Genomic DNA, 13,293 nt, shown 5'->3' on the forward strand with positions numbered 1-13,293 from the left:
ACCTGTCGTCGTCTCCGAGGACCAGGAGATCAGAAGCGAGGCTCTGCGACGCGGTTGGCGGGTGGTCACGCGCCACCCGGCCAACCCACAGGTCCTGATGCTCAGCGGCTGCGGCACTCCCTGTGGCATACCCCAGCCCACGATGTCGATCTTCCATGGCTCACTCGACCCGGAGTCGTTGCCCGTCTGGCGCTACGTGCTGAACTGGCTCACTCGCTTCGTTCACAATCCCCTCCTCGTGGTTCAGGCGGACGACTATCTGACCGACCTCGCCCTGTGGGCGTCGGCGACGCGGAACTGGCCGATCGGCGCGATCGTCACCCACCCACTGTCACAAAGTGCGCAGGCGTATGCCCTGCACGGTTCGGCCGTCGGTTTCCTGTCTCTGGCTGGGACCGGTCTTGAGCCGGAACTGGAGGACGAGCCGCTGGTACTCGTGCAGTCAACTGCGGACATGAGGGAGCCGGAGCAGGCAGGAACCATTCAGCGTGACCACACACGAGTGCTCGTCGTGGGCTACCCGACCACCGACGACCCGGAGAGTTCACGCACCTTTCAATGGGCACGGGAACTCTCCGCAAGGGGGCTGGACACAGACCTCGCCCTGCCGGGCCGAAAGCGTTCTTCTACCGAGGGGCGCATCCACAGGATCCCAGATCTGGGGCAGGCGAACCTCGTCACGAGCGAAGCGCCCCTTTCGGCCTCGCTGGACCAGTTCGTCAGGTTCGAGCAGAGTCGGCCATTCCAGATCCGCGAGACGGTGGGAGGCATGTGGGGCTGGGCCTTCGAGCGCTACTTCGACCGGAGACGCGATGAGTACGACGTGGTAATCATCGTCGGCCCCCCGTGCGGGTACTTCGACATCGCGAGCTACGCCCACCGCAAGTGGTATGCGAGGGTCGTCCTCGATTACGAGAGCCCACTTCCTGAGGTCGTCGATCCCGCAGTGTCAGAAGATGCCCGCGACGTCGCGAAGGGGTGGAACTTCAATGCCGACCTGATCGTGGTTCGTGATCGTCCGGCGGCAGAGGCCGTGGTCCGCAGCAGTCCTGACCAGCGTGTGGAAGTGCCAGATCATGCGGATCTGGGCGGCTGGATGGAGTCACGCGTCACCGGGCTGGCGGCGCACACCTTCTTCGGCTAACGCCGCGACAGCCGGATCGCCGCGTCGCTGCCCCTGCGCAGGATCCTCGCTGCCTTGTTCAGCAGCCGATATCGGAGTCCACGCGCGACTTCGGGATGTCCCGCCTCCCTGGCTGGATCCTGCGTGTGCGGCTCCCCTTCGGTATGCGGTCGCGCGGGTGCGGGCTCGTGGCCAGCGGGTGAGCGGTCGGGCGAGCCCTCGTCCGGTGTCACGGACGTCTCGGGACCGGCCGCCCCCAGCTCAGAGTCCTGCCGCTGCGCCGGAGCAGTCTCCGCGGCAACCGACGGAGCAGTCTCCGCGGCAACCGACGGAGCAGCCTCCGTGGGCGGCGCCGGCTTCGGAGCGACATACGGAGGTGGGTCTCCGGGCAGGTGCCCGAGCCGCTCGAGTACGAGAGTGCGGATGGCCGCATTGGATCGGGTCCGCAGCTCCCGGTCCCGTTCCGAGTAGGCAGCCTTGGAGATGTTCGTGTCATGGCGGCGGTACAGCCACGTCGGCTCTTCAACAATCGCGAACCGTGCGTCGCTGAGCATCACGTGGGCCCACATGGGCGGCAGCATGTGGGCTTCAAGGGCCACATCCAACTCGACACCCTGGATGAGGCTGGACCGGAGGAAAGAACCGTCATTGAGCCGCGTGTGGCCGGCGATGATGTCCCTGATGCCTGTCGGCTTCAGGATCACGGTGCTTGTGACGTTCAGCTCGGAGTCCGTGATGTGGAAGGAGTTGGACACGACGTCTGCCCCTTCGCCGATCAGATCGAGGGCACTGCGGAAATGCCGGGGAAGCGTGATGTCGTCGTCGCCGAAGAGCGTCTGGAACTCGGTGTCGATCCGTGAGAAGCCGAGCTTGATGGCAGCCCCTGGATCGAGTCGGCCATCATGCTCGACGACGCGTAGGTAGTCCACGCCGAGTTGGCGCGCGAGATCCCGGGTGTCCTCATTGTCGGGGGCATCGTCGACAACGACGATCCGGACCCCGTGCCTTGTCCCTCGGACGGCTTCAGAGGCTGCTGACTGGACGGAGCGCAGCGTCGTGTCGAGGAGGGCCGAGCGGTTCCGGGTCGGAATGACGACAGTCACCTCAGTCATGGTCGTGCCTCCAGAAAGGGTCCGCTGAAGGTTTGGTTAACCTCCGGGTTTATGCCGCCAGTGTAGCGGTTGGTTTCATGGTGAGTTCGAACTCGAGTGGGGTGAGTTTCCCGAGTCGGCGTTGGCGGCGTTTGCGGTGGTACTTCCCCTCGATCCAGGACACGATGGCCAACCGCAACTCGTCTCGTGAGGCCCAGGTTCGACGGTCGAGGACGTTCTTCTGCAGGAGCGCGAAGAACGACTCCATTGCCGCGTTGTCAGCGTATTAACCGGCTAATCTGTGCTGATTTTGCGGTGATGGAGGTGTCTGGTTTCATCCGGCGTTCGGGCGTGTCGTGGCGGTGTCGATGAGGGTGTTGAGCCGGGTGATGAGTTTGAGGTGGCGCTCAGTTTCGCTGTCCCATCCGCGGTGTTGTGCGTCGTCGGCCAAGACCGCGGCGGTGTCGCGTTGCCGGGTCAGGATGGGGATGTCTTGGATCGTGGTGTGGAAGCTGGGGCAGTGTTCGCAGATGTTGGCGTAGGTGCAGGCCTGTTGCGCGGGGGCGCGGAGGCAGTGCCCGCCCGCCAGGGCGGTCTTGATCGTCGGCCCAGTCAACCAAGTCGTGGCGGGCTCGACGGTGTCAGTGCGCAGCCGTAGCCGGGATCGTGGTGCCGGTCGTCGGCGGGTATGGACCAGCATGCCGGTGCGCTCCCCGGTCGCGAACCAGGACGAGGGCTTGCCCTTGGGGATCGGGGAACGCATTCCCGGGTCCCGCATCGACAAGAACTCGAACATCCCGGCGACGGCGGCCAGCCGCAGGTTCACCGACGCTGGTGCGAGCCGGTCTGTGGGTCGGCCCGCCAGGTCGACCACGTTGGGCCCTGGTCGGCCCGGGATCGTTTCTTGTCGACACGCGCTCAGGAAGCCCAGCACGTCGTCGGTGACGACGTCGCCAACACTCAACCCAACGTGATGGAGCCATCGGTGGAAGGCCAGCAGGCCGTAGCCGTAGGTGCGAACCGTTCGTGGCGAGTAGTTCCGGTCCGCGAGGTACCCCAGATAGGCGTTGGCCTGCGACACCAACTCGGGGTTGCTGTCACACCTGAGTCGCCACGACTGAGCGTCGCGTTCAAGGAGGAGAACATCATCGTTGTCCATACCCCCATGCCTACGCCAAACCGCTCACCAAATCCAGCATGCCTGACCGCATCACCGCGCCCTTGACTACCCCCAACGCCCCGATTAGCCGGTTAACAGGCATGCCCCCACGCGGCCCATGGAGCCGGTCGGCGGTGTCGTTTCAAGGCCCTCAGGAAGCGGCGCGACCGGAATTGGGACCCGCGGTCGGAATGGACGACCACCCCGGTGGGCCGGCCTCGGTGAGCCACTGCCATCTCGAGCGCGTTGACGGCGATCCGGGCCTTCATCCTGGAGTCGATCGAGTAGCCCACGATCCGGTTGGAGAACACGTCCTTGATCGCACACAGATAGACCTTGCCCTCGCGGGTGCGGTGCTCGGTGATATCGGTCAACCACAGCTCGTTGGGGCCGTCGGCGCTGAACTTCCTGTTGACCAGGTCATCGTGGACAGGTGCGCCGGCCTTCTTGTAGCGGGTCTTGCGCGTGGTGAACACCGATTGGATGCCTGCGATCCGGCACAGCCGCCACACTCTGCGCTCCGACAGCTGGTAGCCCAGCTCGGCGATGTCGTCGGCCAGGACGCGGTAGCCGCCTTCTGGATCGTCTTCGTGGAGCTCGCGTAGCACGGCGATCAGCTCACGCTCTTCGGCCGCGCGAGCCGAGACCGGCTGCTTGAGCCACTTGTAGTAGCCCTGTTTGGAGAATCCCAAGACCCGGCACGCGACCGCCACCGGCACCCTGACCCGGGCACCCGGGGCGGCCATCTCCTTCACGAGCGGGTAGACCATTTTGGGGGCGTGATGTGAGCCTGCGACAGATACGCCGCCGCTCGCCGCAGCACCTCGTTCTCCATCTCCAACTCGCGGATCCTCCGCAACGCCTGCGACATGTCCCTGCGCTGCTCCGGATCGGTGGTCGGAGTCATCCCCTGGGACTGAAAACGAGCGTCGCGGACCCACGCCTGCAGAGTGGTCTTGGCCATCCCCATGTCTTCGGCGACCTGCTTCTGCGGGATGCCAGAGGCGACCAGCGCGACCGCGTCACGCTTGAACTCGTCGGTGTAGGTGATCCTCGGCATGGATGCCATCCTTCCAGCACAACCCCCTTCCAGAGATCATGCGGTCTTGGAGTCAACCAAACCCTCGGCAGTCCCGAAAAACGCCTGCAGGACCGACCGCGTGGCGTCGCCGAGATGCCAGCGTTTCACGAAGTCCGGCCCCTTTTCGGCGATCTGTCTGGCCCGCTCTGGCTCCTCGACGACCTCTCGAATGCGCGACTCAAGGTCGCAGGGGACGGTCTCCATGATGGGAACGTCATCGTCAATGGCGCCTCTGATCTCATCCCCGAGCCTTCCGATCACGAGAGTGCCTGCCGCAAGTGCCTCCAGTGCCTCGAGTCCGTACCCCTGGCGATCAAGATCGTCGACGAAGACGTCTGCGAGGCGCCTGAGTCTCGCCAACGTCGACGCAGTGGCCGCCTCCACAAGCAGCAACTCGATCACGCCCTGTTCATCGAGTTTGCGCAGTGTCGACCCCGATTCGGTTCCGGCGCTCCCGGCAAAGAGCACAACGGGCACCCGATCCCTCAGAATCGCCCGCCTGTCGGTGCCCGATGAGGGCTCGACGACCATCGGGACCCAGATCGAACCGGGAATCGACGCCCGAAGCTCCGGCGAGGTCACGAACCGGGGCAGCCCCAACCACTTGGCGGTCTCGACGATCTCGTACACCCGCTCGGGAGGGTTCCGCTCGTCGAGGTCATCGGCATGGAAGACCTGTCCGACCAGGACGCCCGCCTCTTCGAGCCGTTCAACCTGTTGGCCGATGCTCAGAGGTTGTGTCGAGGCTCCGGTCACGGTCCTGCCGGACTCGAGCAGGACGTGGCTGAAGCCGCCACACAGATGACTGAGCAGCGCCTCGATGAACTCCGGGTCCCCGATCTCGTGGTCTGCGATGGCCAGCTCGCCTGCTCGCCCGAAGGTCATGGCGTTCTCAAGTTGGGCGGCCCAGTCCGCCGATGGCGAGCCTGGATCAGCCGCCCCGACAGCAAGTGACGGCCTTCCCACCGGCGGAGTTGGGAAGCTGCTCACCTGCCCGGGATCTCCTTCAACATGTGCGCCATGCACCCCGCCTGCTCGGGTCTTCGGGGGGTTATGGAGTCCTGTCGCCAACCGGTCGTAGACAGCAACGAGCTTCACTGCCTGGGCGTCCCAGGTCCAGTGGCTCTTCAACTCCTCGGTGATGGCCGCCCGATACCTCTGCAGGTCGCCGAGCACCGCCTCGACCGCCCGGGCCATGTCATCGGCGCTGTCTGCCTCGAAGCTCTCTCCGATCCCTGTCGCCTTGACGAACGCCGCGAGTTCCCGCTGATCCGAGACCACCTGAGGCAGTCCTGCGGCGAGGAACTCATAGGTCTTGCTGGGAAGCGAGTCCTGGACGTTTTCCGTATGCCGCAGCGGGACGAGCCCGATGTCGGCGCCGGAGAGGAACTCGACGAGATGCTCTGGACGGACGTACCTGGTCAGATGGAACCGATCGAGCACCCCGCGTTCGGTCGCCCTCTCCTTTAAAGCCTCCATCACGTTGCTGGTCGGGTGCGACACCACCAACGCGACATGCACCTCGGGCAGCATCGCCATCACGTCGACGAGATGCGTGAGTGCGCGGGACCCACCAACCGATCCCGAGTAGACGAGCAGCGCAACATCGTCTCCGAGGCCGAGCCGTTGCCGGAGGTTACGCCCGGGAGCCCTGCTCGACGATGCGACGGGGGCGTTGACCACAACGGTTGGAACCTCCGGCAGGCCGTGGTCCCTCTGCATCCGAAGGGCGAGCGCGTCGGAAACGCTGATCACCGCGTCGGCGACATCAATGTTGCGCGACTCGATCATCGTCGCGGCCCGCAGCCGGTTTTCACCGATCTCGTTGAGGCCGGGCACGTACTCATGCGCGTCGTAGACGATGCGCACGGTCCGTCCGCGCCGCTCGAGCTCCGTTCTGGCCGCGGCTGCGGCGGGCAGCGTTCTGTAATCGTGCACATGGATGATGTCGGGCTCGGCGTCGACAAGGGCCTCGACGATCCCTCGGTTCAGCCCCGCCACGTGCGGATCAAGGTGCTCCCACACTCCCCACCGGTCGGCGAGGCGCTGGCTCTTGGCAGCGAGTCTGTAGGTCTGGTCCAACTCGCGGGGACCGTAGCCAGCGAACCGGTTCAGGCGCCACCGGGCAGCGACCGTGGCGCGGGAGACGACGCGACGCAGCGCACTCTGCTCTCGCGCACGGGCCCGGTAGGCCCGAATGTCGCCTGGATCCATGGCGACGTTGCGAAGCGCCCACCGGAGGACGGATGACTCCCTCTGCGCAGGCTTTCCTGGGACCAGCAGGGCATCAACACCTGCAATGTCTGGCTGACTGGTTCCGTACCCGATGACAAGGACGTCATATCCTGCTTCGCGCGCACTTCGTGCTGACTTGATGACGCGGGAGTCGCCCACCACCCCGTTGTCCACGGTCATGACAATGCGCAACGCGGCCCGATCCACGACTGTTCCCTTCGCTGGCGACGCATCGCAATATAGCGAACAGGACCCGCCGGGCCCAGATCGTGTGACCCTCCCGTGAGCAATGATGGGCTGCACAGCCACGGCGGCGTTGACCTGAGTACTCACTGCGGCCGGGATGGCGAATGCCACGCAGGGCGACAGCCCTTGTCGGAAGCCGTTCGCTCGATCGGTTGTCTCCCGCCGTGAGTGCGGGTACTCATTTGCTGCTACTGCAGATACCCAGGAAAGACGGGTAGATCCCCCCACGATTTTGGGGTCACAAGCCGAAGGTTTACCGCCACTCTTGTTAGGGACGGAGTTCACACCGGACTTCGAGGAAAGAGGGCAAGAGATGACCACCGGAGCCACCACCGCATGCGTGACCTACTCGAACGTCTTCCTGCACCCTCTGCTGGACGACGGTGCGGCCCCCAGCAGCCGTGGTGAGCGTCGCGAGCAGCAGATGCTCCGCTCCCAGGCCGAGAAGATGTGCGCCGAGTGCCCGATGCTCGCCCAGTGCCTCAGCGACGCCGTCACCAAGTTCGACGTGGCGGGCTACGTCGCGGGCACCACCAAGCGCCAGCGCCAGGAGATCCGCGGCCGCCTCGGCGTCCAGGTCGATCCTGAGGACTTCGACACCTTCGCGGGCGTCAACTCCGGCCGTCAGTTCGACCGCTACGAGATCCACCGCATGCGCACCGCCAACCCCGACCAGCCGCTCAGCGTGATCGCCTCGAAGATCGGCTGCTCCGTCTCGACCGTCAAGCGCCACCTGCGCCGCATCGAGGAGGAGAACGGCGTGGTGCGCCCCCGCAAGAAGGCCGTCCCCTCGCCCGCGGCCGTGCTCGCCGTCGCCGAAGAGGTCAAGGGAGGCGCGGTCCAACGCGCCGTCGCCGCCTGACCACAACCACCGCTTCGAGTCGAGGCCGCCCCGGGGAGTCCCGGGGCGGCCTCGCCGTTTCAGCGGGCCGGGCACTAGTGTTGAGCGCACCGTCGTGCGACGGTCGGCGGAAAGGGGCAGGCATGAAGCGGGTCATCACCTACGGGACCTTCGACCTGTTCCACGACGGGCACCGCAGGCTCCTCGAACGGGCCCGGGAACTCGGCGACCACCTCACCGTCGGAGTCACCGCATCCACCTACGACGACGCTCGCGGCAAGCTCAACGTGCGCCAGTCCCTCGTGGAGCGCATCGGCAACATCGTGGACTCGGGTCTCGCCGACGAGGTCATCGTCGAGGAGTACGAGGGTCAGAAGATCCACGACATCCAGCGCCTGAAGATCGACACCTTCGTCATCGGCTCCGACTGGGTCGGGAAGTTCGACTATCTGAGCGACTACTGCGAGGTCGTCTACCTCGAGCGCACAAAGGGCATCTCCAGCACGGGCCTGCGTGAGGCGCGCGGCGTCATCCGGCTCGGGGTGGTCGGAGCGGGAAGGATCACCCGCAGGTTCGTGCGCGAGGCGAGGTTCGTCTCCGGCGTCAGCGTCGAGGCCGTCTGGACCCGCGACCACGCCAAGGCGACCGCCTTCGCCGACGAGTTCGAACTCACCTGGGCGAACGAGACGCTCGACATCCTGCTCGAACACGTCGACGCCGTCTACATCGCGACCCCCCACGAGACGCATGTGGAGTTCGCGCGGAAGGCACTCGAGGCCGGCGTCCACGTCCTCTGCGAAAAGCCTGTCGCCCTCTCCGTCCCCGAACTGGAGGACCTCTACGCCCTCGCCGACGCGCGTTCGCTCGTCCTGCTCGAGGCAATGAAGACGGCGTTCGCGCCCGGATTCCAACGCATGGTCGCCATCGCCCGCAGCGGCACACTCGGCAGCATCAGGGCGGTCGACGCCACCTTCACCAAGCTCATCACCGAGGGCCGCGAGCTCGACTCCCCCGTCGGCGGCGCCCTGACCGAACTCGGCACCTACCCCTTCCTCGCCATCGTGAAGCTGCTCGGCGAGAAGCCGACCGATGTCTCGTCCCGGGTGCTGCGCAAGGGTGAGGACGGGGTCGACCTTTTCGCCCGCGTCAACGTCGACTACCCACACGCCGTCGCCTCCGCAACCGTCGGCATCGGCGTGAAGTCAGAGGGCGACCTCGTCGTCTCGGGCACGCTCGGCTACCTGTACGTGCCCGCCCCGTGGTGGCTGACCGAGTACTTTGAGACCCGCTTCGAGGATCCTCGCAACAACCGCAAGTACTACACGACCTACGACGGCGACGGCCTGCGCTACGAGCTGGCGGAGTTCGTCTCGATGATCCTCGACCAGACGCCGGAGTCGTTCAAGCTGCGCCGCTCGGAGTCGCTGGCGGTCGCCTCGCTGCTCGAGCGCGCCCGCCGCGACGCCCGCTCCTTCGGGTGAGCGGCGTGAAGGGCCCCGTCAGCACAGCGCTGCACCTGACCCGGAGGGCGGCCGAGTCGGCGGTCGAACGGCTCGGGCACGCGGTCTCGCGCCTGCGCGACAGGGGCACGCATGGCCGCCACGCGGTGCGGGTTTCTTTCCGGGGCCGCAGCCTCGCCGCTCTGCCGTGGCGATCGGCGGAGACGGCCTTCGACGCGACCCTCACGCGCTGCCATGACGTCCTCGGCGAGAGCAGGCTCGAGACGGTGCGGCGAGGCTGGGAACGGCCCGCGATCGTGGTCGACGACCTCCCGGCCACCCGCGCCACGCTGCGCGCCACCCCCGGCCTCTACCTGGAGGGCGACCGGGTCTTCCACGCCTGGGAGAGTTCGGGACGGTTCGTCGCTGGGCCGGACGTCGGCGTCGACCTGGTCACCTCGTCACCCGCACCCGCGTTCTCCGGCGAGATCGATCTCGTCTTCACCTGGGTAGACGGCACCGATCCGGCATGGCTGGAGCGACGCCGGAGCAGGCTCGGGCAGGATGCCGCGACACTCCACCCCAGCGCCGCGAACGACGCCCGTTTCGTCCAGATCGATGAGCTCCGCTTCGCGCTGCGCGCCGTCGAGCGGTTCGCCCCCTGGCGCCGCCGCGTGTTCCTCGTCACAGACGGGCAGTCGCCCGACTGGCTGGCCGACGAGTTCCCGCACGTCGCGCTGGTGGGCCACGAGCAGCTCTTCGACGATCCGGAGGCGCTGCCGACGTTCAACTCGCACGCCATCGAGTCGCGCCTGCACCGCATCCCGGGGCTCGCCGAGCACTGGATCTACCTCAACGACGACGTCTTCCTCGGTGGCTACAGCCCACCGTCGAGATTCTTCGACGCGGAGGGTCGGGCCCGCGTCTTCCTGGCCGACGAGGCGATCCCGGACGGTCCCGTCACCGCCTCCGACCAACCCGTCGTCGCTGCCGCGAAGCGCAACCGCGAACTGCTGGCGAGGCTGACCGGCGCACGACTCGAGCGAAAGCTCAAGCACGTCCCGCACCCCCAGCTACGCTCGGTCACCGAAGAGCTCGAACGGCTGGCGCCGGCGGAGTTCCGCTCGACCGGACGATCCGCGTTCCGGCACCCCGACGATCTCTCGGTCGCCTCCTCACTGGCCCCGCATTACGCCCTCGCTACCGGGCGGGCGGTTCCCGGTCGGATCTCGCACTTCTACGCCGACGTCGCCTCGCCCGAGCTGCGGTGGCGCCTGCCGCGCCTGCTGGAGTGGCGCGACGCCGACGTGATCTGCCTCAACGCAACCGACGCCGCGCCCGACGCAAACCGGGCGCGGCTGGTCGACTTCCTCAGCCGCTACTTCTTCTGAGCCTCGTCCGACACCTCGTATGGAGAGGGCCAGGGCAGGATGTCGTTCAGGAAATCGCGAAGCTCCTCATTGGTGTCGAACTGCTCCTCGCCAGCTGAGTTCTCGCCGATTGCGAAGGACCGCAGATTGCGGTCGCCACGGATCGCCTTCATCCGGTCGATGGTGGTGGGCGCGTTGAGCTGCAGGTAGGAATACCTCGTCGCTCCCTCGATGTATTCACCCGTGAAGTAGCCGTAGTACTGGGCGAGGCCGCTGCACATGGAGACGTCTCGTTCATGCCGGAACCGTGAGGCGCGCGTGGCAGCGATCTCCCCCTCGAACTCCTGTTCAAGCTGCTGCAGTACCGACCGGCGATGGGGGTGGGGCGTGTGCAGAAAGGCCTGCGACGTGGTCTTCCCGAACCGTTCCTGAATCAGGCGACGGTTGTTCTGCGCCGACTGGATGTGCGGCGGGGAGTCGGGCAGATCGTTGACCTTGACCGGCGACAGGAAGAACCGCGCCTGGCCGGCGGAGGTGAAGTAGTTGCCCTTCGTGGCCGACCGCGTGAGGATCACGTCGTCGTTCATCACGATGAAATGCTCACTCAGCCCAGGAATCCTGTGCAGGCACGCCTCGATCGCCTGCGAGTTGAAGGTCGGCAGTGCGCTCGGATCCGGGAAGATGTCGCGGTGGTCGACCACCTGGATCCGCTCGTCCGAGGTGTCCAGCCACGAGGGACGCTGGTTGTCGGTGACCAGGAAGATCTTATTCACCCACGGCGCATAGGCATGCAGCGAGCGCAGGCTGTAGCGCAGTTCCTGGCGATCGGTGAATCGGGTCACGTCGGTCGCCTCAGCGTGATACTCGCCGGGCGCCTCGGAGAACTCGGCCCGCTTGCGCAGCCATTCGGGATCCTGCCCGTCGACCCACATGTAGACGACGTCGACCGGGAAATCGGGGACTGACCACAACCCGGAGACCGACTCGGCGAGGCTGGCGAGGCTCTGCTCGGGACGCGTGGCGAAGAAGTTCTCCTCCACGAGGCTCGCCCAGCGGTTGTGCCGCGGGCAAGCGTAGGTGCCGTCCGGTTGCGTGGTCCAGACCTCCAATTCGACGAAGGCCCCAGGATCGCTCACCTTCGCCTGGTCGAGCGGAACGTCGAGCATGAGCCCGAACACCCGGGAGGCACTCCAGCGCATCACCGATCCGACGCTCGCGGCGCCGTTGGACCAGCGCGCATCCTTGCGGCGCGGCTCGACGAAGCGGGCGACGACCTCCCCTTCGAGATGAGCGAGCGTCCGTCCCACCTCAGGGACATCCACGTCGCGCACAGCGATCACGGGGCACTCGCCGTAGCCAGCGATCGGTGCCCAGCCGATCCCTTCCTCCGCCAAGGCAGCAGTGAGTCGTCGCAGGGTGCGCTCGGCAGCAACGCTCGGAACGGCCGGGACCACCGAAGGCGGTGTCACGGCGGGGGCAGCCTCGTCGACAGGCAATGGGGGAACCGGCCTCGGAAGGGCCTCCAGACGCTCGGAACGCTTCGCGCCTGTAAGGTGCCAGAACAACTCCTCCCACTGGTCGGTCACGACCTGCTCCGAGTAGCGCTCGGAGGATGCACGCGCGTTAGCCCCCATCGCGATCCTCAGGTCTTCATCCGCCATCAGGGTGCGCAGACGCTGCGCGAAGGCATGCGTGTCTTCAGCCGGGACGAGGTAGCCGTTGACTCCGTCCTCGATGATCTCGGCCGGCCCGGTCGGGATGTCGTAGGACACGAACGGGATACCGGTGGCGACCGCTTCGAGGCCTACGAGCGGCAGCCCCTCAAAGATGGAGGTCATCGCGGCGATGGACGCCTTAGACATCTCGAGGCGGAGATCCTGAACGAATGGGAAGAGGTGGATCTGGTCTCCGAGCCCGGCCTCCTCAATCACCGTCTGGATCCGCCCCTTGTACGGGCCCTCCCCGAAGATCCGAAGTTCCCAGTCCGGGAACTCCTCGGCGACCATCGAGAATGCCTCGACAAGGTGCTCGAACCTCTTCTGTGGAGCGTGACGCCCTGCCGCAATGATGACCTTGGACCGGCATGACGACTGCGCGTAGAAACCGTTCGGGTTCATGTTGGGGATGGTGGGCAACATTGGGCTGCCCGTGAGGTTCTCCGTCAGCCAGGTCGTCGAACGCTCGGTGAGAGATACGAGCGCGTCGATCCGATCGCTGAACTCGTTGATCTTGTTGAAGGCTCCCCTGGCGCGGAAGGCCGTCGGCCGATGCTCCTGCTGGACAATGGCCACCTTCGGGCAGAAGAGAGTGGCGTACGCGACAAGCGGCGGGGTGGGTGCAACGATGATCTCGGCCCTAGAGCGCCGCAGTAGCGGAGGAAGAACGAGATCGCACAGAGCCGTGAACTGTACATCCCAACCGGGGGGGGAGATGGCCGAGCCCTGCTTATGGAGCCAGACGGGATCGGGGATCTGGCTTGCCACCCAACGGTGAGGCCTGATCCTGTCATCCCGTCGATCGATTGCGTAGGTGACCTGCACCTTCGGGTGGATGTGGAAATGCGGACGGTCCGCGTCACGGAAGACGCTGATGATGCTGACTGTATGTCCACGCCGAGCCAGCGCATTGGCCTGATGGATGATCGCCTGTTCGGTTCCACCGACCAGGTCAGCAGTCATCAGGAGGTACTGGATGTTGAGTTTCTTCAT

8 protein-coding genes and 2 pseudogenes are annotated in these 13,293 nt (G+C 66.0%); 4 read left to right on the top strand and 6 right to left on the bottom strand.

Going from position 1 to position 13,293, the window contains the following annotated elements; genetic code table 11:
* The first annotated feature begins 61 nt into the window (after positions 1 to 61).
* Positions 62 to 1,144 (top strand): hypothetical protein, encoded by a 1,083-nt coding sequence (locus tag BW733_RS06190; RefSeq protein ID WP_077348888.1) that lies wholly within the window; start codon positions 62 to 64, stop codon positions 1,142 to 1,144.
* Here the strand turns inward: BW733_RS06190 and BW733_RS06195 are convergent.
* From BW733_RS06195 to BW733_RS06220, 5 genes and pseudogenes are all read right to left on the bottom strand, one after another.
* Complete coding sequence (locus tag BW733_RS06195) at positions 1,141 to 2,235, bottom strand: glycosyltransferase family 2 protein (protein WP_077348890.1); 1,095 nt, start codon at positions 2,233 to 2,235, stop codon at positions 1,141 to 1,143. The two genes, BW733_RS06190 and BW733_RS06195, sit on opposite strands and share 4 nt — an antisense overlap.
* 49 nt (positions 2,236 to 2,284) lie before the next feature.
* Positions 2,285 to 2,494, bottom strand: a pseudogene (locus BW733_RS06200) (integrase core domain-containing protein); the annotation flags it as partial.
* Positions 2,495 to 2,548: 54 nt separating this feature from the next.
* On the bottom strand, positions 2,549 to 3,373 hold the full coding sequence (locus BW733_RS18870) for a site-specific integrase (RefSeq protein WP_202970297.1): 825 nt from the start codon (positions 3,371 to 3,373) through the stop codon (positions 2,549 to 2,551).
* Between the two features lie 102 nt (positions 3,374 to 3,475).
* A pseudogene (locus tag BW733_RS06215) lies at positions 3,476 to 4,433 on the bottom strand (IS3 family transposase); the annotation flags it as partial.
* A 36-nt stretch (positions 4,434 to 4,469) separates the two neighbouring features.
* Positions 4,470 to 6,869, bottom strand: coding sequence for a glycosyltransferase family 4 protein (locus tag BW733_RS06220; RefSeq protein WP_077348894.1), 2,400 nt, complete (start codon positions 6,867 to 6,869; stop codon positions 4,470 to 4,472).
* A gap of 379 nt (positions 6,870 to 7,248) precedes the next feature.
* On the opposite strand from BW733_RS06220, the gene BW733_RS06225 reads away from it, so the two are divergent.
* From BW733_RS06225 to BW733_RS06235, 3 genes are all read left to right on the top strand, one after another.
* Complete coding sequence (locus tag BW733_RS06225; protein WP_161490153.1) at positions 7,249 to 7,797, top strand: helix-turn-helix domain-containing protein; 549 nt, start codon at positions 7,249 to 7,251, stop codon at positions 7,795 to 7,797.
* 122 nt (positions 7,798 to 7,919) lie between these two features.
* On the top strand, positions 7,920 to 9,257 hold the full coding sequence (locus BW733_RS06230) for a Gfo/Idh/MocA family oxidoreductase (protein WP_077348898.1): 1,338 nt from the start codon (positions 7,920 to 7,922) through the stop codon (positions 9,255 to 9,257).
* Positions 9,254 to 10,606 carry a stealth family protein gene (locus BW733_RS06235; RefSeq protein WP_077348899.1) on the top strand — a complete coding sequence of 451 codons (1,353 nt, stop codon included), beginning with the start codon at positions 9,254 to 9,256 and terminating at the stop codon, positions 10,604 to 10,606. Before BW733_RS06230 ends, BW733_RS06235 begins: the two co-directional genes overlap by 4 nt.
* Here the strand turns inward: BW733_RS06235 and BW733_RS06240 are convergent.
* Positions 10,594 to 13,293, bottom strand: coding sequence for a stealth family protein (locus BW733_RS06240; protein ID WP_077348900.1), 2,700 nt, complete (start codon positions 13,291 to 13,293; stop codon positions 10,594 to 10,596). The genes BW733_RS06235 and BW733_RS06240 overlap by 13 nt on opposite strands.

Origin of the sequence: Tessaracoccus flavescens, assembly GCF_001998865.1 — a bacterium.
GTDB lineage: Bacteria > Actinomycetota > Actinomycetes > Propionibacteriales > Propionibacteriaceae > Arachnia > Arachnia flavescens.